General features: G+C 40.8%; 22 protein-coding genes and 1 tRNA gene. 11 read left to right on the forward strand and 12 right to left on the reverse strand.

What is annotated here, in order from left to right; all coding sequences use genetic code 11:
- The coding region (locus FE394_RS10285; RefSeq protein WP_319926302.1) for a DUF2829 domain-containing protein at positions 1-783 on the forward strand (783 nt) is incomplete at its 5' end.
- 680 nt (positions 784-1463) lie between these two features.
- Here the strand turns inward: FE394_RS10285 and FE394_RS10290 are convergent.
- From FE394_RS10290 to FE394_RS10300, 3 genes are all read right to left on the reverse strand, one after another.
- Positions 1464-1540 (reverse strand) — tRNA-Pro (locus FE394_RS10290).
- Positions 1541-1615: 75 nt separating this feature from the next.
- Positions 1616-3355, reverse strand: coding sequence for an LPS biosynthesis-modulating metalloenzyme YejM (yejM, locus tag FE394_RS10295; protein WP_319926303.1), 1740 nt, complete (start codon positions 3353-3355; stop codon positions 1616-1618).
- Between the two features lie 32 nt (positions 3356-3387).
- A complete protein-coding gene (locus FE394_RS10300; RefSeq protein ID WP_092548779.1) occupies positions 3388-3615 on the reverse strand; it encodes a YejL family protein in 228 nt (75 codons plus the stop codon).
- 274 nt (positions 3616-3889) lie between these two features.
- On the opposite strand from FE394_RS10300, the gene yejK reads away from it, so the two are divergent.
- Complete coding sequence (gene yejK / locus FE394_RS10305) at positions 3890-4897, forward strand: nucleoid-associated protein YejK (protein ID WP_319926304.1); 1008 nt, start codon at positions 3890-3892, stop codon at positions 4895-4897.
- A 97-nt stretch (positions 4898-4994) separates the two neighbouring features.
- On the opposite strand, the gene rplY is transcribed toward yejK, so the two are convergent.
- Complete coding sequence (gene rplY, locus FE394_RS10310) at positions 4995-5276, reverse strand: 50S ribosomal protein L25 (protein WP_038235979.1); 282 nt, start codon at positions 5274-5276, stop codon at positions 4995-4997.
- Between the two features lie 209 nt (positions 5277-5485).
- A complete protein-coding gene (radD, locus tag FE394_RS10315; protein ID WP_319926391.1) occupies positions 5486-7243 on the reverse strand; it encodes a DNA repair helicase RadD in 1758 nt (585 codons plus the stop codon).
- A gap of 284 nt (positions 7244-7527) precedes the next feature.
- Here radD and rsuA point away from each other — a divergent pair, with 284 nt between their 5' ends.
- The 3 genes from rsuA (at position 7528) to FE394_RS10330 (ending at position 10482) form a co-directional block, all read left to right on the forward strand.
- Complete coding sequence (rsuA, locus tag FE394_RS10320; RefSeq protein WP_319926305.1) at positions 7528-8235, forward strand: 16S rRNA pseudouridine(516) synthase RsuA; 708 nt, start codon at positions 7528-7530, stop codon at positions 8233-8235.
- Between the two features lie 36 nt (positions 8236-8271).
- Positions 8272-9453 (forward strand): Bcr/CflA family multidrug efflux MFS transporter, encoded by a 1182-nt coding sequence (locus tag FE394_RS10325; protein WP_319926306.1) that lies wholly within the window; start codon positions 8272-8274, stop codon positions 9451-9453.
- 684 nt (positions 9454-10137) lie between these two features.
- Positions 10138-10482, forward strand: a complete 345-nt coding sequence (locus FE394_RS10330) for a YejG family protein (RefSeq protein WP_319926307.1) — start codon at positions 10138-10140, stop codon at positions 10480-10482.
- Positions 10483-10593: 111 nt separating this feature from the next.
- Here the strand turns inward: FE394_RS10330 and mepS are convergent, their stop codons facing one another.
- Both mepS and FE394_RS10340 read right to left on the reverse strand, forming a co-directional pair.
- On the reverse strand, positions 10594-11181 hold the full coding sequence (mepS, locus tag FE394_RS10335) for a bifunctional murein DD-endopeptidase/murein LD-carboxypeptidase (protein ID WP_319926308.1): 588 nt from the start codon (positions 11179-11181) through the stop codon (positions 10594-10596).
- A gap of 374 nt (positions 11182-11555) precedes the next feature.
- Complete coding sequence (locus FE394_RS10340) at positions 11556-12260, reverse strand: phosphatase PAP2 family protein (protein ID WP_319926309.1); 705 nt, start codon at positions 12258-12260, stop codon at positions 11556-11558.
- A gap of 470 nt (positions 12261-12730) precedes the next feature.
- Here FE394_RS10340 and FE394_RS10345 point away from each other — a divergent pair, with 470 nt between their 5' ends.
- Both FE394_RS10345 and FE394_RS10350 read left to right on the forward strand, forming a co-directional pair.
- Positions 12731-13054 (forward strand): type 1 fimbrial protein, encoded by a 324-nt coding sequence (locus FE394_RS10345; RefSeq protein ID WP_319926310.1) that lies wholly within the window; start codon positions 12731-12733, stop codon positions 13052-13054.
- Between the two features lie 284 nt (positions 13055-13338).
- Positions 13339-13650 carry a type 1 fimbrial protein gene (locus tag FE394_RS10350; RefSeq protein ID WP_319926311.1) on the forward strand — a complete coding sequence of 104 codons (312 nt, stop codon included), beginning with the start codon at positions 13339-13341 and terminating at the stop codon, positions 13648-13650.
- 77 nt (positions 13651-13727) lie between these two features.
- Here FE394_RS10350 and yeiP read toward each other — a convergent pair whose 3' ends face one another.
- The 3 genes from yeiP to FE394_RS10365 form a co-directional block, all read right to left on the reverse strand.
- On the reverse strand, positions 13728-14300 hold the full coding sequence (gene yeiP / locus FE394_RS10355) for an elongation factor P-like protein YeiP (protein ID WP_319926312.1): 573 nt from the start codon (positions 14298-14300) through the stop codon (positions 13728-13730).
- A gap of 128 nt (positions 14301-14428) precedes the next feature.
- Complete coding sequence (gene mtr, locus FE394_RS10360; RefSeq protein WP_319926313.1) at positions 14429-15673, reverse strand: tryptophan permease; 1245 nt, start codon at positions 15671-15673, stop codon at positions 14429-14431.
- Between the two features lie 165 nt (positions 15674-15838).
- Positions 15839-16258 carry a nucleotide triphosphate diphosphatase NUDT15 gene (locus FE394_RS10365; RefSeq protein ID WP_319926314.1) on the reverse strand — a complete coding sequence of 140 codons (420 nt, stop codon included), beginning with the start codon at positions 16256-16258 and terminating at the stop codon, positions 15839-15841.
- A gap of 250 nt (positions 16259-16508) precedes the next feature.
- Between FE394_RS10365 and fruK the strand changes: the two genes are divergently transcribed.
- A complete protein-coding gene (fruK, locus tag FE394_RS10370) occupies positions 16509-17447 on the forward strand; it encodes a 1-phosphofructokinase (RefSeq protein ID WP_319926315.1) in 939 nt (312 codons plus the stop codon).
- On the opposite strand, the gene nfo is transcribed toward fruK, so the two are convergent.
- Both nfo and FE394_RS10380 read right to left on the reverse strand, forming a co-directional pair.
- On the reverse strand, positions 17448-18290 hold the full coding sequence (nfo, locus tag FE394_RS10375; RefSeq protein ID WP_319926316.1) for a deoxyribonuclease IV: 843 nt from the start codon (positions 18288-18290) through the stop codon (positions 17448-17450).
- A 180-nt stretch (positions 18291-18470) separates the two neighbouring features.
- Positions 18471-19553: a YeiH family protein gene (locus FE394_RS10380; protein ID WP_319926317.1), complete on the reverse strand. Its 1083-nt coding sequence runs from the start codon at positions 19551-19553 to the stop codon at positions 18471-18473.
- 188 nt (positions 19554-19741) lie between these two features.
- On the opposite strand from FE394_RS10380, the gene yieE reads away from it, so the two are divergent.
- From yieE to FE394_RS10395, 3 genes are all read left to right on the forward strand, one after another.
- Positions 19742-20605, forward strand: coding sequence for a DNA-binding transcriptional regulator YeiE (gene yieE / locus FE394_RS10385; RefSeq protein ID WP_319926318.1), 864 nt, complete (start codon positions 19742-19744; stop codon positions 20603-20605).
- Positions 20606-20743: 138 nt separating this feature from the next.
- Positions 20744-22231, forward strand: a complete 1488-nt coding sequence (locus FE394_RS10390) for an amino acid permease (RefSeq protein WP_319926319.1) — start codon at positions 20744-20746, stop codon at positions 22229-22231.
- 273 nt (positions 22232-22504) lie between these two features.
- Positions 22505-23605, forward strand: a complete 1101-nt coding sequence (locus tag FE394_RS10395) for an ABC transporter substrate-binding protein (RefSeq protein WP_419836328.1) — start codon at positions 22505-22507, stop codon at positions 23603-23605.
- The last annotated feature ends 2 nt before the right edge of the window (positions 23606-23607 follow it).

The raw sequence follows: 23607 nt of genomic DNA on the forward strand, positions 1-23607 counted from the left end.
TGTATTACTGCTCCGGTAGGCTCCTTCTCTTGGGCTTTGATTCAATTAAAACTACGCAAGCGTGTTACCCGTTCTGTTTGGGGTGACAAAGGCATGTATCTGGCTATTACGCCACGTGTGAATGAATTAACGGTGGAAGAAGGTAGCGCCTATGCGGTTGATGGTGTCGCGGTTGACACTAAATACGATTACCTGACACATATCGATCTGCGCAATGAACATGGTAACTTTGTGCCGTGGCAGCCAACGCAAGAAGATATGATGGCGTGTGATTGGGAGTTTGTGGGAGAAAAAGTAAAACCGGAGCCAATGCCTGATCCGAAACCAAAACCTGAATTGAATGATAGCATGCTTGTATTTGATCTCACTTTAGGGTCTGGACGTTATAGGGATGGGGAGAATAGCACTAATGACTGGGGATATCTTGTCGATGATAGATACTTAAATACAGGGAAGGAAGCTGCTTTTGGTGCCTTAAATATAATCCAAAATAAGACAAGTATTGAAAAAATAAACATATTTTACTGGAATGAGAATAATCAATCTAAAGAATCGGGTCTTCGTTGGATAGTAGACTCTCTTGAAAATGATCAGAGTTACCAACAAATGCAAGATCTATTCAAAAATAAATCTCTTTATATAACAGTGGATGATATGACTTATAGTCTAGGTAAGCGCTCACCTAATAGCGGTTTGTATGAAGATAATACTGATGCACAAAAACTGAGTTTTATTTTGAAGCAAACAGGCCAAACTAAACGTTTATACTGTAACTGGCGTTAATTTTAATTTATATCCTAAATCCAAGGCTGCGCATTGCGTGGCCTTCTTCATAAAGGACAATCTTCCTCTTTAACCTAACCCCTCGATATCCCCACCATTAAAAACCACTACTCCCACCCTGAGCAGGAATTAAACAAAATCAGCTACTTGCCTAAAGGCGGGATTTCCCGTCTTTATAACCCTTTGATTTCATTAATTTCTGGCACTGTGACGGAAATAAGCAAAATCAACAGGTTACGTTAAAGGGGAGAATTGTCCTCTTTTAACTCTTTGATATATCTTATCTCCTGCATGGTTCAAGTTTCCCGATTTCAAATCGGAAAATTCTTTCAGGTGATTACCCCATATGTTAAAGGGCAGGAATCTGCCTTATGGTGAATCACTGTATTCCTGATATCCTGTCAATGTAGTCAGCAAACCATTGCATCATTGGTGGGGTGGGTGGGTGTGGAGGCAGGGAACAGAAAAATTAAACTGATGAGCATTCATCATAATTATAAAATTGAGAGGATAAAAGGCGGGTTGGCCAGATAATTTTGAATGAGAAGATAATCAAAATATGGTTATTTCTAGCTCAATAAAGCTGTCGTTTTTAGAGAGGGTTTTACACCCATTTTACACCAAGCAATTTTCAGAAATAAAAAAACCAACCCTAACAGGTTGGTTTTTCTGGGGAAATTTGGTCGGCATGATAGGATTTGAACCTACGACCCCCGACACCCCATGACGGTGCGCTACCAAGCTGCGCTACATGCCGATGACTCTTACTATACTACCGCTTTTTATTTTCAAAGCAAGTCCCTAATTTAGTGAGTGGTTGATTTTTAAGCTATTAGTTTGCTAAAAATCGTTTCACTTCAGTTAGTATCTGTAATAGTTGGGTAAGATTTGGTTTGGCTCCCTGAATTTCATCGCCATTTAAATCATACAGATGATATTCTCCATCTTTGGAAAGATAGACGTTATTTTTAGCTGTTGTAATAATCAATGAGCCATCATTACCAGTAATAAGCCAAGGGTTTTCTCTTTGGGCGTTAAAGAGATCTTCGCCTTGTGAGTAGTCTTCTGGTGAATTATTGACGTGTAGTAAACGTTGCATCAGTGTTGTCATAACATCCTGATGACTAGTCAGTTTGTTAATGATTTGTGCTGGTGTGTCCGGCCAGTGAATGATCAGGGGAACATGCATTTGTTTACGATTGAATTTGCCATCAATAAACCATTTTGCTGTACGATCTGTCGTTAGTTTATTTTGTTTAGTTGTAATAACAACGATGGTGTTATGCAGAGCGTCTTTGTTTGTCAGGGTTTCTAAAACATCATTGATTTGAGTATCCAGAATTTTCCGGTCAAATTTACCCAATGGATGAGTAAGGCCATTGATGTCCAAAAATGAGAACCACGGTGTAGAGCCATTACGTAAATTCAGCCATTGACGCCATTGGTCTACGGTTAAGCTATCGTTTTGTTCGTTGGTAATGGGCAGTGAGTAATCAGTCAGGATGGCTTGACGATACAGAGGGGTTTTAAACCCATCTGAAGAGAAGAGACCAAATTGATATCCTTGATGTGTCAGAGCATCGAGAAGTACGGATGATTTCCTTGCATTAAGGATGCCATCCAGATAACCCGATGATATGCCATAAAATAAACCGAACAGTGCGGTGTCGTTATAAATACCCGTACTGAAATGTTGAGTAAACTGGATGTTATTCTTTGCGAAATGTTCCAGAGCTGGCATACCATTGGTGATGTCTTGATTGTCCAGACCATCCACGACAAGCAGAAGAAGATTATAGCCGCGTCCACTATCCTGATAAGACAAGTTATTCAGCGGATAATTGACGCTTAAAGCCGCTGGATTTCCCTGTTGGTTCATTCGGCGCTGGTATTCCTGATGATCCAGTAGACCATGTTTTTCAAGAAACTTACGAGCGGTCATTGGATAAGACAACGGCAAATTTGAGCGCTGCATGGTAATTGGCCGGTAGAAGTTAGCATCCGCCCAGATATACATGAGGTGTGTGGCAATAAAAGTAGTGATAAATATCGCCGCCAGTGGTTTGCCAAATCGTTGGCGATTCAGGCTACGTAATTTTTGCCAACTCCATGTGCCAAAGAGCATCTGCATCAAAAAAATAACAGGTATACAGATGAACATCAGTTGCCATTCTCTTGCCAACTCTCCTTTCTCTGGGTTGGTTACTAAATCCCAGACCAAAGGGGTCAAGTGCAGGTGAAAGCGTACATAGATGGAAGAATCAAAGATCAGGAGCGTTAAGCCTGCCGTTGCCAGTGCCGCGGAAAGAAACCTCAGTAACCGCTGAGACATAACGACAAATGTCAGCGGAAATAAAATAAGTAAGTAGATGGCAAAGACAATGAAACTGAAATGACCAAGCCAACTGACGAACGCATAGATGCGACCAAACAGTGAACCCGGCCAGTCAGATGCAAATAAATAGCGACTGCCCAGCACAAGACTGAACATAATGTTGAACAGTGCGAACCAGTGCCCCCAACTGATCATTTGAGAAACTTTTTCGCGGTAATGCTGACGGCTAGTCACCATATTTTCTTTACATTTAAGGTGTTAAGTAAAAATTAATGCGCTTTATCTTCATTGATTGAAGATTGTAAAGCGCGTGCAAACGAGTCTGCGATGTGCTTGCGCTGTGCAGGAGCAATGCTCGTATTGATCAAATTCGTTACCATATTACCCAAGACCATCAGAGTAAGGTCAGTTGGTGTATGGTTTTTCTCGAAAACATTTACTAATTCAGTTAATAAATGTTCTACTTTTTCATCGCTATAGCGAGATGACTGTGGCATAAATCGAATATCCTGAATGTACAAAGCCCCATATCTTACCGTATAGAGGGGTAACTTTCTGCTTTTTTATGACAAATTAATTTCCTATTGTGGGAGTTGTTGCCATTCTTGAATCTGTTGCATCATTTTAGTCTCTGATGTGTTGAGCGTTGATCTTAAATTGCGGATACTTTTCCATCATTTTGGTTTTTGGTTGCAGCAGAAAGATAACGGTGTTTGAATACGCCGCTAACCGCGAAGCCATATGGCGAAAGTTGCAAGAGGAGTATAAATAATGAGTCTGGAAATTACCCAGATCGCGTTACATCGGTTGATTAAGCGTGATGAGCAAACGTTGGAAGTGGTTTTGCGTGATTCTCTGCTGAATACCAATCAAGTGGTTGATGATATGATGGCTGAGTTACATCGTGTATACAGCGCGAAAAACAAAGCCTATGGTTCGTTCAATGAAGAGAGCGAACTGGCAGAGTCTCTCCGTCATCTGCGTAAAGGAGATGAGGGTTTCCTCGGTTTTAGCCGCGCAGCAACTGTTCGTTTGAAAGATGAATTGGCAAAGTATCCGTTCGCGGAAGGGGGAACGGTGTTGTTCTGCCAATATCGATATCTTGCCGTGGAATATTTGCTGATTGCGGTGCTCAATAGCTGTAACAGTATGTCCGTCAATGATGAACTTGATGTGAATACAACACAATATCTTGATATTCCTCATGCTGATATCGTTGCGAGAATTGACCTGACTGAATGGGAAACTAACCCTGAATCCAGCCGTTACCTGACTTTCTTAAAAGGCCGGGTAGGGCGTAAGGTTTCTGACTTTTTTATGGATTTTCTGGCTGCCAGTGAAGGTATGAATGCGAAGGTGCAGAATAAGGGATTATTGCAGGCGGTAGACGACTACTGTGAGTCAGCACAGTTGGATAAAAATGAACGTCAGGCTTATCGTCAGCAAGTCTATGGTTACTGTAATGAGCAGCTACAAGCAGGCGAGGAAATTAAATTACAAGAATTATCTCAGGAATTGCCTCCACTGGGTGAGCAAAATTTCCAGCAGTTCTCGCAGGAACAGGGATATGAATTGGAAGAAAGCTTCCCTGCTGATAGAGGAACTTTGCGTCAATTAACTAAGTTCGCAGGCAGTGGGGGAGGATTAACCATCAACTTTGATGCGATGCTTATGGGAGAGCGGATTTTTTGGGATCCAGCAACAGATACTTTGACGATTAAAGGTACGCCCCCAAACTTGCGCGACCAATTACAACGCCGAGGCAGCGGTAATCGTTAGTTTCTGTTGGCAATAAAAATTAAGCCTTATAAATAAATAACGCCGCGAATGCGGCGTTATTTACTCGGCGTCCCGATAAAAGCTCGACTGTGGCTAATTAAGCACGCAGGAAATCGATGTGCGTCAGTTTAGGTTTAAACGGATGACGCTGTACTGCCTGCACTTTAACTTTAGTTTCTTTACCATCAACAACCAGAGTCATAACTTCGTAAAATTCTGGTTTGCTTTCGTGGTTGATAACTGCATCGTGATCCAGTTCGATAGAAACTGGTTCTTGGTTACCACCGTAGATGATCGCTGGAAACTTGTTAGCTCTACGCAGGCGGCGGCTCGCACCCTTGCCCTGCTCTTTACGTACTTCTGCATTAATAGTTAACATTATTTTTTCTCTGTAAAAGAAGAAAATAAATCCTGCTACAGGCGACCCAGCAGCAGGTTCGAGATTTGGCTTAACATTATGTATTACGCTAAGCGGGCGGCATTCTAACGAAAAACCGTTATGGCGGCAAATAGAAATGCACTTTATGGCTGTCAATACCCAATGGATTTTAAGTTGTAGCCTGAAAGATGACGGGATATTTAGTCGATTCAGTACAGATCATCTGCTCGTCTGAATCTTCCCTGGTAGTCAAAAATCTTTTCCCGAATCTGCCAGAATTGGCCTTTTTTGCGTGCGACCACAAAATCAGGATGACGTAATGAAGGAAGTTGATGGACAATATCTGTTGCTGTTTTCCACTGAAAAGTAATACCCGGCGCACGTTGATGCTGGCGAAGAAATTGCAGTTCAAATACTTTTTTTTGGGCGGGGGTGGATAAGCGGAACCGTTCTGAGACATCGGCACCATCTTCATCATAGTAGGTAATTTTCAGCCATTCACCTTTGTTGTCATGGCCCGGAGTTAATTGCATTCCGCCACAACGCAGTACCAAAGCATTTTTGAGTTTCAGGGCTGCTTTCAACATATCATCAGGATCGACCAGTACTTCTTTACAACGATGGCAGCGTCGGGCGGCGATATCGTTTTCTGCGCCACAATGTGGGCATGATTTGAAACGAAAACGAAAATCACATTGCTGACGTTTCCCATTTTCGTCTTCTTCCCAACCTTGGCAGCGTCGTCCAAAGTGTTCAATGATTTTTCCATCTGCGGTGCAGGTTCCCCAAAAAGTATTGGCAAATTGGCAGACAGGACAAAAGACCTGTACGGGCTGACTTTGTGAATTGGGTTTGCTACTGCCAACTTCGGGCGTGTAAAGATCGTGAGGATTCCCTGCATAGTCCAGGATCAGGCAATCTTTTTTATCGGGAAATAAACGCAAGCCACGCCCGATGATTTGCTGATAAAGGCTGACCGATTCCGTTGGTCGCAATATGGCGATTAAATCAACATGAGGAGCATCAAACCCTGTTGTAAGTACGGCAACGTTGACCATATAGCGAAGTCGCTGTTCTTTGAATGCAGAGATCAAGAGATCTCGTTCAGATGCTGCGGTATCTGCGCTGACTAACGCAGCTTGCTCCGCTGGCAATAATCGGAAAATTTCTTTGGCATGCTCGACCGTAGCCGCGAAAATCATGACACCTTTTCGATCTTGAGCGTATTCAATGACTTGCTTGATAATATGGGGTGTAATGCGCTTTTGGCGTTTGATTTCCCGATTTAGCTCCGCTTTGTTGAAGATTCCTTGTTGGCTGGTACGCACCTGGCTGAAATCATACTGTACAATCGGCATGTCCAGTCTTTCCGGAGAAACAAGAAAGTGATGTTTAATCATATAACGCAATGGAAGTTCATAAATACAATCACGGAAAAAACTGCGTTCATCACCGCGTATCATGCCATGATGATGATATTGATATATCCAGCCAGAGCCTAATCGATAAGGTGTTGCCGTTAATCCCAAGATACGTATTTGAGGATTGTTTTTCTGAAGTTGCTGGATTATTTGTTGGTATTGACTGTTTTCGTCATCACTAATGCGATGGCACTCGTCAATGATTATCAGTGAAAAATGATGATCGAAGCGATTCAGGTTACGGGCAATGGATTGGATACTGCCAAAAACCACCTTGCCTTCACTTTGTTTTTGATTTAATCCCGCTGAGAAGATATCTGCGTTCAACCCATAAGCACAATATTTATCGTGATTCTGCGCAACAAGTTCTTTGACATGTGCCAAGGCTAAAACCCGACCATGAGCCAGCTTTGCTAATTCGGCTATGACAAGGCTTTTACCCGCACCGGTTGGCAAAACAATAACGGCGGGTTCTTTATGCTGGCGAAAATAACGAATGGTAGCGTCTACCGCTTCTTGTTGATAAGGGCGTAAAGTAAAAGCCATTTTTATGTTACTGTCATAGGTATCAGGTAAAAGATAATTGATGTAGAGAATAACATTTTTCATTTAGCCGTGCTGCTGAGAAAATTCTTGTCATTCTTTTTTAGGGTTAGACGGACTATAACGATTAATTTATTATTGTTATAGTTATTAGCGTGACGATTTTCCTTAAAATTATCCGTTTAATCTCGTATCCCAATAGCGACCTTCAAATTGTTCACAATAGTTTGTTTGCAATATTTAAGGCACGTTTATGTGTGTTTGTTTTTTGTCAGGGACATCTGTTCATGCGATTGGATAAATTTTTATCACAACAGTTAGGTATTAGCCGTAATGATGTAGGTCGAGAGTTACGTGCAGGGTTAGTTACCGTCGATAACGAAGTTATCAAAGCAGGAGCCTATAAATTAAAGCCCGATCAGCAAATTGCCTACGATGGAACGATATTGCAACAACTGGATGGGCCGCGTTATTTCATGTTGAATAAGCCTCAAGGTTACGTGTGTTCGACAGATGATCCGTCAAATCCGACAATTCTATATTTTATTGATGAGCCTGTTGCCCACAAATTACACTCAGCAGGGCGGTTGGATATTGATACCACAGGATTAGTTTTGTTGACGGATGATGGACAGTGGTCACATCGTATTACATCCCCCAAGCATCATTGTGAAAAAACCTACCTTGTGACATTAGAACTTCCAATCTCGGAAGAGACGGAGCAAAAATTTCTAGCAGGGGTGCAATTGAACGGTGAAAAAACACTGACAAAACCGGCAAAGCTGGAAGTTATTGAACCGCAAGTTGTTCGTTTAACCATCAGTGAAGGGCGTTATCATCAAGTGAAAAGGATGTTTGCTGCGGTGGGTAATCATGTTGTTGAGCTTCATCGGGAGCGAATCGGGGAAATTTATCTCGATCCTGAGTTGGCGCCTGGGGAATATAGGGCACTGACTGCTAATGAAATTAACAACATACAGACACCAATAGTGTAATCATCTTTTCTCTTCAACTGATTCAGGAGTAACTACGTGCAACAACAGCGATTGTCCTATTTGGGATTAGTCTTGATCCTTGGTCTACTTTCTATGTTAATGCCACTGGCAATTGATATGTATTTGCCGAGTATGCCAACGATCGCTGAAAATTTTGGTGTTAGTGATGGTTTAGTTCAAATGACGCTCAGTGGCTATATTTTGGGTTTTGCCATGGGGCAAATAATTTATGGACCAATGTCAGATAGTCTGGGGCGAAAACCAATCATTGTAGGCGGTGTTATTGTTTTTGCTATTTCTTCTGCTGCATGCGCTTTAGCACAAGATATTGATACTTTTATTTCCATGCGCTTCTTGCATGGTTTTTCTGCGGCAGCCGCAAGTGTTGTAATCAACGCCATGATGCGTGATATGTTCACGAAAGAAGAATTTTCCCGCAGCATGTCTTTTGTGACGCTGGTGATGATCATTGCACCTTTATTGGCACCCATGTTAGGTGGGATGATGATGATCTGGTTAAACTGGCATGCTATTTTCTGGTCGATAGCGATTGTTGCAGTCATTGCTGTAGCTCTGGTTGCTTTCTTTATCAGTGAAACGTTACCGAAGGAGAAAAGGCAGAAATTTAACTTAAAGACCACCCTGAGGCAGTTTATTATGCTGTTTCGGCAGCGGCAGGTATTGTGCTATATCTTAGCTAGTGGCTTTTCTTTCGCAGGAATGTTCTCTTTTCTCAGTGTCGGGGCATTTGTTTACATCAAGCTAAACGGAGTGCCTGCACAGCATTTTGGTTATTATTTTGGACTGAATATTATTTTTCTGTTCATAATGGCAACTATCAATAGTCAATTTGTTCGTAAATATGGCCCAGTGAAAATGCTGCATGTTGGGCTATTTGTTCAATTTGTCATGGGATTGTGGTTGTTGTTTAGCACTATGTTTGATTTGGGGTTCATTTCACTGGTCATGGGTGTGGCTATTTATATCAGTGGGATATCCATGATTACATCGAACACGATGGCTGTTGTACTAGATGATTATCCTCACATGGCCGGAACGGTTTCTTCGCTGGCGGGGACTATACGTTTTAGTATTTCTGCATTGGTCGGTACTATTTTGTCTTTATTACCCGAAGAAAGTGCGTGGCCAATGGTGGGATCGATGGCGTTATGTGTGACATTGGCTATGCTGCTTATTATCTACGCACGTAAAGCATAAAAAATAAAATACGTTGAAAGGCTGTCTATCTGTAGATGATAGCCTTTCACTTTTCTCAGTATCTATATTTTGTCTATTGGCATTCGTCTGATATTTACTCTCATAAGAAAGATGCATGATTATTTAATTGTCAACCGTTCTAATAAAGAGTGGTTAAGTTTCTATACCTTTCTAAAGCATTTGGAATATCCCAGAAGAGCTGTCGATTATCCTGATAGACAGGAAATAGCGAAAGATCATCAAATAAGCATGAGAATTTGTTAATTCTCTTGTAGTTGAAATCACTTTGGTGTTGTTTTTTTGTTAACTTTTTGTGGCTAAATCTATGGATATAGATGATAATGGTGCTGAAGGTAATTAACTGGTTGTAAAAAAACAATTTTATACTTTTATTGGTATGTAACAAAGTTTGAAAAAAACAAATATGTAAATAAATTTTGAATGAAAAGTTGCTGTTTTGCATAAAAATAAGTTGAATTATTTACCTAAACAGTATAAATATATACAAAATGAGAGATTGGTCTCACTTTCGTTAAGTTGGAAAGTGTAGGACGTAGGGTAATGTAGTTTCTATTTTAACCTTTTGTTTACTTTTTTTTGTTGGGAGGTTATTCGGTTTTGGCGAACCAATAGCCTACATCTGGTGGTTAGATGTATTAATGTTGTTTCTGATAGGAATGATACGTGAATAATATCCAACTTTCGGTAGTACACAGGCTGCCGCAAAGTTATCGGTGGTCATCTGGCTTCGTTGGTACAAAAGTTGAAATTTTACCGACAGAAGAAGCCGATATAGAAAACAGCCTGACGGGGCTGAAACTGTTAAGTCATGAAGGCGAGAAAGCACGAGATATTTTGCATTTTATAAATCAGTCTATTGCTGATATACAAATATTGAGTGCAGTAATTGAGTGGGAAGGAGAACCATGTTTGTTTTTTGCTAAGGATAATGAGAGTGCAGTGATATGCCGCCTAAAGACTTTAGGTGCTGCAATCGCAGAAAACATAACCGCGCTATACCCACTATAGTTTTTTACTCGCTGAATTTTTGTTTACTGATAAAAAACGCTTCCTTTTAGGAAGCGTTTTTTAGTTTCTGCAAGGGAAATTTTTGAATACTACTTTTGCTATATTCGATGGTTATATCTGGGTTTTCATCTCATCTGACAGCACTCGTCTAGCACCGTAGTAGCGTTTATTCCAATAGGTATCGCTTAGTTTAGAAACGATAACTCCGTTACTTGTTGAAGCATGTACAAATTGATTATTGCCGATATAAATTCCGACATGGCGCATACGTATGCCTGTTTTGAACAGCACTAAGTCACCTTCACGCAATTTAGAGCGACTGACAGTTCGGCCTATATATTGCTGCTCTGACGTAGAACGCGGTAGCTCCATGCTAAACTGGTCATGAAAAGTACGCTGTACAAAAGCAGAACAATCAATACCGCGCTTTGTGTTCCCACCAAGCCGATAGGCAACACCTTTCCAGTCCGCATATTGGTTAAGTAGCTTAGACTTAATATCTAATTTGTTAACCAGAGTTTCAAATTCATCCTGAGACGCTTGCAGTAAGAAATGCTTTTGAGAGTTTACTGCATGCGTATCAGTTGATTTATTACGGAGCTTTGAATCAGGTGAACTACATGCAGTCAGTACCACTGCCGCGAGAATTGCGGGTATCAGCCGCAATATGTATCTCAGTATTGGTTGAGACTTGACCATTGTATTAATTTTCCCTTGCAGTCCTTAACATTATTTATCAGCATCATAAAAACACTAAACGTTTTAAAGCCTAGTCAGAAGATGGTGAATTAACAAATTTTCTGTCCTGAAAGTGTGTGAAACAACACATTTTATTAATATATTTACAAAGCGTGTGATTTTAATAAAAGGACTCAGGGAGAGTACATAAATGGTGAGTAAAAAGCGAGAGTCAAAAAGGGTTCTTTACAAAAAATTAGATTAGGAACTAATGAGTTAGAATGGTTTGTTGCTATTTTATACTAGATTGGTAAATGTTATGTAATATGAGGAGATAATGGATATCTCCTCATGTTTATGACGTCAAGTGATGATGACTTAACTTAACTCTATTTTTATTTGGTTCGCCCAATATGTGGCAATTTCTTATCCAACCATGCTGCTATAGTGTCACTTAATGGAGTCAGTAATATCCAGCTCATACCAATCAATGTCAGAGATAAAGAACCGACTGCAATATCTGTAAACCAATGAGCACCTGCCATGATTCGAGGGAGGGCAAAGGTGATCATAATCAGCAGAGCAATGAAAAATGCACCGCGAGAGATGTAGCGCAGAATAAAACTGCTGAAAATCAACAGCATCAGGCCATGATCCCCAGGGAAACTATCTTTTGACGCATCTTTTGTATGCCAGCTTGTGATCTCGCTTATGCGATTGACATTTTCAAATGTCAGTGTCGGACTTGGATGGCTGACAGGAATTTTGTGGCCTATCTGATTAATAATAACAGCCGAAACGAGCATCACGAGACCAATCATGAAAAGTCGACGCTTGCCGGCATAGTCCTGTTTGCGAAATGAACTGTAGTAAAGCAGTCCCATGCATAGAAGTGATATGACATCAAATGCTCTGACATTTGCAATGGCAACAAATAGGGAAAATTTTGAATCTGGCAGTAGTTTCTCATTAAAGAAATAAAAAATGGTGGAATCAATATGAAACCAAAGGCCATGATTCTCAGGCAAATACCATGAGAGAAACAAGGCAATACCAAGGATATTGAGCAAAAGTATGGCTAGCGGGTGACTGCGGGTCATGAGATACCTATTTAACTTAACGCGGAAATGGATTTTGGTAGTCAAATTAACTGGAGGGGCACTATAGCAAAATTTACAGGAAAGCGTAATCGATATGGGAGGCAATGGTTAATGTATCGCTATATCAGCATATTATCATTGGCTATTGATAAAATTTTTTATTGTTAATATAGAAATTCTTCCATCATATCGGAAAAATAGCTAAATCTCTAAGTCAGTACCGATAATATATATTTGGTGCAATATTGGCACCTGACTATTATTAAATAACAATAAATAGATTCCTTCATATCTAAACTTATTAGAATATTATGTTGAATTGAGTTCTGGTTAAATAAAAAGTATAAAGAAATTTTTTCATTTTCCGTTATACCGTTATATAGATAGTGGAGCGTTACACCATTATGTAGTTTTCAAATTGGCGCGGGCTAAAATTGAAAAAAGATAATAATAATCATGATGGAGGTTGAATGCTTATGTTACGAAAAATGACGACTTTTTTGTTTATGTCCTTATCCTATCCTGCAATGGCGAATTCTCCGTCAATTTCTAATTCTGGAACTATTCACTTTAGTGGTGCTATCGTTGACCCTCCATGCCAATTTAGTTGGGATGAAGAACATACAGAAGTGGTCTGTTGGTATAATGGTGAGCAGCTAAGTCAGGATAAAAAAATAGAATATAAAAAGGACGGTAGTTCTTTGTTATCTATGAAAAAACATATCGGAACAGAAGAGGTAAGATGGGTGGGGAAAAATAAAAAATTAGGAATTGTCATTATAACATATCACTAAATTTTATATTAAATTTATTTAATTTTCCGGCGTATTTCGCTTAAGGAATATAAAAAATTGTGAATTTTATTTATGATTTAGTTCAAATAATTATTATTAATAGCAGCTTTCAAATTATTTGATAAGAGTGATGTTTTTATTTTTCTAGCTAAAAAATCACCTTTGATATTTATCAATAAAATGTGCCAATGTTGTATTTTTTTTATGTGAAATAGTTATTATGGAGATGAAGGAATAAAAGGTAACTGAGTTTTAGTTAACGGAAAAACGAAAGTGAGGTGACCATGAAAAATTGTCTTAAATATTTCATTAGCTGCTTGTTGGTTTCATGGCTTTCTTATGGATATGCAGAATCTCAAGGAGGGATAATCCGGTTTTCAGGTGCTATAGTTGACCCAGGATGTCAAGTCGTCGTAACAAATGCTCAAGCCAAGATCTCTTGCTATCGGTTAGGAAAAAATCTCACTGTTAAACAAAACATTTTAACTCACAAAACAACAGGTAATGTCATGCTTCCTGGTAACATAGGTGTTTCCAGTGTGAAGTGGACTGATAACCAGAAACGTGTGGCAATCATTAATGTGGACTATTTTTAATTTATTAAGCAATGAGTTGCTCTTTTGAGCGAGCGATCTTTTCGTCGAAAGAGCAACTTATATTTAAATATATAGAACTAATCACAGCGTCCCATATAGCGACGTTCTGCAATATGAATGCGGATTTTTTCACCTGAACTCAGGTATTCCGGAACTTGAATTGTGAGCCCTGTACTCATCTTAGCAGGTTTAGTCCGAGCACTGGCTGATGCACCTTTAATACCCGGAGATGTCTCTTCAATGACCATATCAACAGTCTGTGGTAATTCAAGAGCCAACAATTGTCCATCCATTGTCAGGACTTGCATTCCCGGCAAACCTTCTTCTGGGATAAATAGTAATTCCTCTTCTATTTGATCTTTTTTAAAGTGATAAGGTGTGAAATCTTCATCGTCCATAAAGACATATTCATCACCATCAATATAAGAAAAATTTACACCACGACGAATTAATGTGATGGTTTCAATAATGTCATCACCTTTGAAGCGCTCTTCCACTTTCTGACCAGTACGGATATCAGTAAAACGCATTTTATACAGAGTACTGGCGCCCCGTGCGCTGGGTGACTGAATATCAATGTCTTTAACTAATAGTAATTTTCCATTGTGGTTGATTGCAGCACCGCGTTTAATTTCATTGGCTTTAGCCATGGATACCTTCCGTAAGAACAGGGAAATAGTGGAATGAAGATTCGAATGGCGACAAAATTACTCGCAGTCAGCCGATTAGGCAAGAGATGAATGAATGCCCCGCTAAAATGCGGGGGCGAAGGGAAACATTAACGATAAGTCGGCAACAAATTAAACAAGGAGAGGATATGCGCTATTGCATTTATCAAACCGAAAAGGATAACAAAGGCTATCAGGAAATTTCCTCCCGGAGCGCGGTAGCTAGATTCAGGATAACGCTTACGACTGGCGCGAGCCATTAATGCAGGAATAATAACTGCCCATATCGTTGCCGCCAGACCGGCAAAACCAATCGCATACAGGAAGCCGTTTGGAAATAACAGTGCCAGTACAGTAGGCGGAGCAAATGTTATCAGGGCTGTTTTAAAACGGCCTTTTCCGCTGTCATCAGATTTAAAAAAGTCTGCCAGATAATCAAATAATCCCAGTGATACCCCTAAGAATGAACTTGATAACGCCATGTATGAAAAAGCATTTAGAAAACGGGCCACGGTTGGATTATTGGATGTATTATCCATCTGTTGCAGTAAGTTACCAATATTGCCACCATCAGCAATAATTTGTTTGAAAGCGTCACGAGGAATATTTCCCTGAATCACATACTGCCACAAAATATAGATCACCAAGGTTATCAATGTGCCGTATAGCAGGCTACAAGTAACAGCTTTACTGTCTTTGTGATAATACTTAACCAGTCCGGGAACATTACCGTGATAGCCAAATGACGCCAGTAGATAAGGTAAGGCTCCCAAAGCGTAAGGTAAATAATTCGTGTCGGTGTTGGCCAGATCGAACAAAATGGTTGTTTTAACTTCAGTAAACATACCGCCGACAGACATGATAAAGGTAATTACCATACCGCCGATCAAAATTATGCTTAAACGATCCACTGCTTTAGTGGATATCCAGACAATAAAGGCAACAATAAAGGCGAATATCAGGCCAGCTACGGACTGTTTTATCGGAATAATATGCTCAATATTATGCAGAATTATTGAGCTTCCCGCTGAAATATAAGCATAGGTCAGGATATACAAAACGAAAGTGATAGATAAACCGGTAATAACGCTCCAACCTTTACCCAATAAGTCTTTGCTAACAGTATGAAAGCTGGAACCAACAGGATAATTCAGATTAGCTTCCAGAATCATCAGGCTAGAAAAATAAAGGCATATGCAGGTATACACCAGTAAAATAATTGATCCTGTAAACCATACGCCTGAGGTGACAATCGGAATGGAAAACATACCAGCGCCGATAGCAGTACCGGCGATGATCATAGCGCCTCCGAATATGGGGGGGCGTTTCAAATTCTGGGTTACCTCAATGGTCATATAGACTCCCTGATGAATGGTGTTACCTTGTACTAGCGAGACGATACATTAATGAATAATATGTGTAAACAAATATTTATGAAGGATAACTAAAGGTTTTTGTCGCATTGTGTATACAAAGGTAGAGGCAGGTTTCACAGTCAACCTGCCTGAATAACACCGATATCAAGTTGCAGAGTAGAATAGCGATTTTTGCCATAGCTTGATGGCATTACGGCTGGCTTCAAAATGAGGTTCAGGGAGGCGATTAGGAACACACCAAATTAATTGTTCACATTTCTCGGGTTCCATTAATCTGGGTTTTCCTCCGGTATATTTTGCCAATAAGCAGACTGAAACAGTGTGCTTTCCTTCTTCGTGATAAGTTTCGATATTATTGCAAATACCGTAAACTTTGGGGTCTTGGATTGTCAGACCAATCTCCTCCTGAATTTCACGGATGGCACATTCTTCAAAGGTTTCTCCGGGATCAACATGTCCACCGAAGATTGACCAGTATGGGGCATGTTGACTGGTACGTTTTCCCAGTAAAACTTCACCCTTATCGTTAACAATAATGACACCAACTCCGACAACAACTGACATTGTTCTATTCCTCCGGACTATATCCATGGTCTTTCAAATTGCAGCTTGAAATCCATTGGGTGTACGCAGTGATTCTGTTTTCATTATCTGACAATAAATCCTTCCTCGTCATATTTTTACTTTTAGATCGAGATAACACAATGATCAATCAAGTAGTAATTTTAACTGAAACGATTCAATTTTGATGTTATAAATAACAGATAAATCTTAATGTTACTTATGACTGTTTATTCAGGAGACACTGGGCAAGATGAGCCGTCGAGTTGCCACAATTACCTTAAATCCAGCTTATGATTTAGTTGGCTTATGCCCAGATATTGTTAAGGGAACCGTTAATCGAGTACAAACGGCAGGGCTTCATGCTGCTGGTAAAGGAAATAATGTTGCGAAGGTTTTGCGTGATTTGGGCATTGATGTCACCGTCAGCGGTTTTCTGGGAGAAGATAACCAAGAGGGATTTCAGCAGTTTTTCCGCGACAATAATATGGAAAATCGTTTCCATTTAGTCTCCGGGCGAACGCGCATCAATGTGAAACTGACAGAAAAACACGGTGAAGTGACGGATTTTAACTTTTCTGGTTTTCATGTGACGCAAGATCAGTGGGAGCAATTTGTCAGTGATTCCCTTATGTGGATAGATCAATTCGATATGGTAGTGGTCAGTGGCAGCTTGCCAGAGGGAATAGCGCCAGAATTATTTGCGGATTGGATGATGCAGTTACGGCAACGTTGCCCTTGCATTATTTTCGACAGTAGCCGTGAAGCCCTTGTTGCAGGTCTCAAGGCATCGCCTTGGCTGGTAAAACCTAATCGGCATGAGCTGGAAGTTTGGGCGGGTAAGCCATTGTCGGATTTGGATAGTGTCATTGACGCGGCCCATCAATTGCGTAATAGAGGGATCGCTCATGTTGTTATTTCATTAGGAGAGCAGGGCGCATTATGGGTCAATGCCTCCGGCGCATGGTTGGCGAAACCACCAGCTTGTGAGATTGTCAGTACTGTTGGGGCAGGAGATTCCATGGTTGGTGGATTGGTTTATGGCTTGCTGATGCGAGAATCCAGCGAACATACATTGCGTCTGGCAACCGCAGTTTCTGCACTTACGGTCAGCCAGCCGAATGTTGGGATCAGGAGCCGAACAGAACTTGCATCAATGATGTCAAGGATCGAACTGGTTTCGGTCAGATAATCAATTCTGCTGAGATTTCAGCCAAGCAATTTCTTGATCCCAAATATCTGGATTGACTGTTTCAAGGACTAAAGGAATTCCATTGAAACGGTCATCTTTCATAATATAGCTGAAAGGTGTTTTACCGATATTACCTTCGCCAAGGCTGTGGTGTCGGTCAACACGACTAGAAAACTCGCTCTTGGCATCGTTCAGGTGCATGGCTTTCAGATACTGGAAACCAACAATTTCATCGAAAGCTTTGAAAGTTTTATCGCAATCTTTTTCTGTGCGTAGGTCATAACCTGCGGCGAAAGCATGGCAGGTATCGATGCAGACACCAACACGTGTTTTGTCTTCAACACCATCGATAATCGCGGCCAGTTGCTCAAACTTGAAACCGAGGTTGGTTCCTTGCCCGGCGGTATTTTCGATGACGGCAATAACTCCCTGTGTTTTGTCCAAAGTGATATTAATGGATTCAGCAATACGAATGAGACACTGATCAACATCTATTTTGTTAAGATGACTCCCCGGATGAAAATTAAGCAGATTAATGCCTAATTGTTCGCAACGCAGCATTTCATCGAGAAATGCTGTTCGGGATTTTTCCAGTGCTTCTGTTTCAGGATGACCCAGATTGATCAGATAACTATCATGGGGAAGAATTTGGTGGCTGCCATAGCCGTAGCGTTCACAATTCGCTTTGAATTTGTCAATGACATCTGTTGATAATGGCGGGGCATGCCATTGGCGCTGATTTTTCGTGAACAGGGCAAATGCCGTTGCATTTAATTCATGAGCGCGGATCACTGCCTGATCAACACCGCCTGAAGCGCTCACATGTGCTCCAACAAATTTCATATTTTATTCTCCTGTTTTTTCATCAACTTGCTTTCTTAAAACTTTGGCCTTCAGAGTAGGAAGTCATCAATATTATGTCATTGTTCGTCCGGCTAATAAAATCTGCTCTATACCCGTCGTCTTTCAAGTTGCCGCTTTGTTGGCTGCAACTCGAAATTCATTGGATATAAAACAGTTAATTCAATAGCATAATAAATGTTGAATAGTTTGATTGATAATTAATCCACCACCCATTAGCCAGATAAACAAAACAAGTGCCAATAGTATAGGTTTTGCTCCAGCCTGACGAATGGCGCTAATATGCGTGGTTAAGCCTAATGCGGTCATCGCCATTGCCAGCATAATGGTATCAACGGTAATGATATGATTGACAAGGGATACGGGTAATAAATGAAAAGAGTTGAAACCTGTTATGGCAATAAAAAATACAGCAAACCATGGAATAGTGATCGGGGATTTTATTCGATTACTGTTGGCTTGAGTTTCCATGCGACTGATATAAGCAGAAAGCAGCAACAAAAATGGTGCCAACATCATAACGCGGATCATTTTGCTGATGACCGCTGCATTTTCAGCATCACTCCCTAACGCATGTCCAATGGCAACAACTTGAGCCACTTCATGGACTGTTGAGCCAGAGAAGATACCAAAGGCTTCCTGAGAGAAGCTAAACCACTGGTAATGAGCGTTGAGTTGATAAAACCATGGATAGATAAAAATTGCGATCGTACCAAAAATCACTACGGTAGAAACGGCGACAGCAACTTTACTGGCAGAGGCTTTGACAACTGGCTCTGTTGCCATAACTGCTGCTGCACCGCAAATGCTGCTTCCTGCTCCAATCAGTATAACTGTTTGTTTATCCAGCTTAAAAATAGTGCGTCCAAGCCATAAAGCGAGAAAAAAGGTCGAAGAAAGCATCATGACATCAATGAGTATCCCAAGTGCACCAACATCCGTGACTTGTTGGAATGTCAGTCTAAATCCATAAAGAATGATGCCAGCTCGCAGTAGGTAGTGCTTAGAGAATTGGATACCACTATCACAAGAGGATTTTAATAAAGGGTATAGTGTATTACCGACAATAATCCCCAAAAGAATAGCAAGCGTCAGAGCACCCAATCCCATCTCAATAAACCACGAAATACTGCCTATATAAATAGCGAGCATAGTCAGGGTTGCGGCTAATGTGAACCCGGGGATTAATTTTAGTACGTTATATTGGTAATTTTTGGTGAGTTCACTGAGCTGATTTTCAGACATGGCGGTTACTCTATAGCTTATATATTTTAGTAATAAGCTTATAGTAGGTCATCAAATCAATAAAATTGATAATTTGTATATATATAACCACTATAATAGATTGATTAGGGGTGACTTTTGTTAAGTTGCATATTACTGTCTAAAATCAAGACTACCTTTCTACTTTATTTTGCTTCCAGCGAGGCCATATGCGTATCACTCTGAGACAACTGGAGATTTTTGCAGAAGTTCTGAAAAGTGGTTCAACGACACAGGCTTCCCGGCAGTTAGCGTTATCACAATCTGCTGTGAGTGCTTCACTGACCGATCTCGAAGGGCAGTTGGGAGTACAGTTGTTTGATAGAGTAGGCAAACGGCTGGTTACCAATGAACATGGGCGTCTGCTCTATCCAAAAGCATTAGCACTGCTTGAACAGACTGGTGAAGTGGAGCAGCTTTTCAAATTAGAATTGGGGGCTCTGCGCTTGGCGGCCAGTAGCACGATTGGCAATTATATGTTGCCTGAAATGCTGGCGAAATACCGTCATGATTACCCTGATACACCGTTGGAATTGAATATCGGCAATACTGAAGATGTCATAAAGGCCGTTGCTGAGTTTCGTGTTGATTTGGGGCTGATTGAAGGTTTGTGCCATGATCCTGAATTGATCACTCAGCCGTGGATGAAAGATGAGTTGGTCATCTTTTCTTCACCGGATAGCCCACTGTTGCAGAGTGATATTACGGTGCAGGATTTGATTAAGGCGCCTTGGATATTGAGGGAAAAAGGCTCAGGGACGAGGGAAGTACTGGATCATCTGTTATTCTCGCAGATGCCTCGATTCAATATTGCGATGGAATTGGGTAATTCGGAAGCTATCAAGCATGCTGTCCGGTATGGGATGGGAATCAGTTGCCTTTCACGGCGAGTTATTCAAGAACAATTGAAGAGTGGGACATTGGCTGAACTTGTGATCCCTGAAATTAGCTTTAGTCGGACTCTTTACCTGATTTATCATCGCCAGAAACATATGTCCAATGCATTGAAGAAGTTACTGAGTTATTGTAACTAATATTGAGAATATAATCGTACAGCTAATAATTAGCTATGGATTATGAAGGTATCTTATAACCATAAATCGCCGCTATTCTGGAGACGAGGATTTGTTACAATTCCTCATTAAATTCATTTTCAATGATATAGGAATAGAATGTCTCAAGAACAACGTACGCCACGGGATCAGGCTCCACAGACTCTGCGTCGTGAATTAAAAGCACGGCATATGGCAATGATTGCCATTGGCGGCTCAATTGGTACGGGGTTATTCGTCGCTTCTGGTGCCACGATTTCTCAGGCTGGTCCTGGTGGCGCTTTACTTTCCTATGCATTAATTGGCCTGATGGTCTATTTTCTGATGACCAGTTTGGGAGAATTGGCAGCGTTCATGCCAGTTTCTGGATCATTTTCGACCTATGGCTCTAAATATGTTGATGAAGGTTTCGGTTTCGCGTTGGGCTGGAACTACTGGTATAACTGGGCTGTAACGATTGCGGTTGACCTTGTGGCTGCACAATTGGTCATGGGATATTGGTTCAATGATGTTCCGGGCTGGGTATGGAGTGCGTTATTCCTTGGCTTGATTTTCCTGCTGAACTTCATCTCAGTCAAAAGCTTTGGTGAAGCAGAATATTGGTTCTCTTTGATCAAAGTTTCTACGGTAATAGTCTTTATTATCATTGGTATTCTAATGATCGTCGGCATAATGAAAGGTGCAGAGGGAGCAGGCTGGCATAATTGGGGAATAGATGACGCACCATTTGCGGGCGGTTTTGCTGCCATGATTGGTGTGGCAATGATTGTCGGTTTCTCCTTTCAGGGAACAGAACTGATTGGTATTACTGCGGGTGAATCCAAAGATCCGGCAAAAAATATCCCACGCGCTGTTCGTAAGGTATTTTGGCGTATTCTATTGTTCTATGTGTTTGCTATTTTAATCATCAGCCTGATCATTCCTTACACTGACCCTAGCTTATTGCGTAATGGAGTAAAAGATATCAGTGTCAGTCCATTCACGCTGGTATTTGAGAATGCAGGATTATTATCCGCAGCAGCGATAATGAATGCGGTGATCTTGACTGCCGTACTTTCGGCAGGAAATTCGGGAATGTATGCTTCTACCCGTATGCTATTCACATTGGCAAGAGAAGGTAAAGCGCCGAAATTTTTTGGTCACTTGTCGAAAGGTGGTGTTCCACGTAATGCACTTTACGCGACAACCATAGTCGCGGGATTGTGTTTCTTCAGTTCCATGTTTGGCAACCAGACAGTATATCTGTGGTTATTGAATACCTCGGGGATGACGGGGTTCATCGCATGGCTGGGAATTGCGATTAGTCACTATCGCTTCCGCAAAGGCTACGTCGCACAAGGTCTGGATTTGAACAACCTGCCATATCGCTCAGGTTTCTTCCCTATCGGGCCGATTTTCGCCTTCATTTTGTGTTTGGTGATCACATTGGGGCAGAATTATCAGGCATTCTTGCAAGATAAGATCGATTGGTACGGAGTCATTGCAACGTATATCGGCATTCCATTATTCCTGATTATTTGGTTCAGTTATAAACTGAAAAAGAAAACTTGCTTTGTCAAATACAGTGAGATGAAATTTCCAGTATTCAAATATAGTGACAACGAGTAATTTGTTAATAAATAAACAATGAATTGTTATTAAACATACATAGATTGATTAACGCATTATTGCTTTTATATAACAAAAAACTGTCTATTCTGTGATGGAATTGGCAGTTTTTATTTTTCATGAGGTTAGAGAAATAATCTAGGCGGTAAATTTAGGTTATACCGACCTAACCGGATTGATAAGTATTCTTATTTGCTTTATTGTTAGCGTCACAATTGTTGTATGAAGAGGCTAACTAAAGTGAAGTTTGTATTTCGAGCAGTAGTGAAAAGTATGAGTATCAGTCTGGTGGCAGGATCAGCCATGATGGCAAGTTTTGCATCTTGGGCTGAGACAGTCACTGATATTGCTGGACGTACTGTTGAGGTACCTGAAAAAGTCAATCGTATATTATTGGGTGAAGGTCGCCTGTTCCATTCTGTAGCGTTATTAGAAGGGAATAAGCCTCTGGCCCGAATCGCTGGTTGGCAAGGTGATTTCCGTAAACTGGACCCACAAACTTACTCTATCTATAAAGCTAAATTCCCTGAAATCGATAATATCCCTTTGATTGGTAATACCAGTGCTGATAGTGTCAGCTCCGAAAAAGTGCTTACACTTAATCCTGATGTCGCTATTTTTGGCTTGTCTGGACATGGTCCGGGAAAAAACAGTGAATTAGTGAAGCAGTTGGAAAAAGCAGGAGTTCCTGTTGTTTTTGTCGATTTCCGCAATGATCCTTTGAAAAACACATTACCTAGCATCCGTATGCTGGGCAAAATCCTGCATCGCGAAGAGCAAGCTAATGCTTACGCTGATTTCTATGAAAAGAATCAGAAGCTGGTAACTGATATTACTGACCGTATACCGGAAGCTCAGAAACCCTCCGTGTTTATTGAACTAAGAGCAGGTTCTAGCGAAGATTGCTGTGGTACTGCGGGTAACGGCAATATGGGGAACTTCATTGACCTAGCCGGAGGTAAAAACATCGCCAAAGCTGTGCTGCCATCTCCACTGGGAACCATGAATCTGGAAAAAGTGATTGTCGAAGATCCTTATATTTATATTGCAAGTGGTGCACAAGATCCGGGTGAAAAGGGTATGGGAGTCCAAATGGGAGCCAAAACTTCTGTGGATGTTGCCCGTGCTAGCCTGAAAACTATTACTGAACGTAATGGCATTAATACACTAACTGCCGTGAAGGAAGATCGTAGCCATGCTATTTGGCATCACTACTATAACTCTCCTTATAACGTTGTTGTGACGCAAGTTTTTGCTAAATGGTTCTATCCTGAAAAATTTACTGATTTAGATCCACAACAAACATTGAAAGAGCTGCACAATAAATTCTTGGCTGTTGAACCAGCAGGTACGTATTGGGTTAGTGAAAAATAAGC

The organism is Xenorhabdus littoralis (assembly GCF_033949345.1).
In the GTDB taxonomy this organism is placed as follows: domain Bacteria; phylum Pseudomonadota; class Gammaproteobacteria; order Enterobacterales; family Enterobacteriaceae; genus Xenorhabdus; species Xenorhabdus littoralis.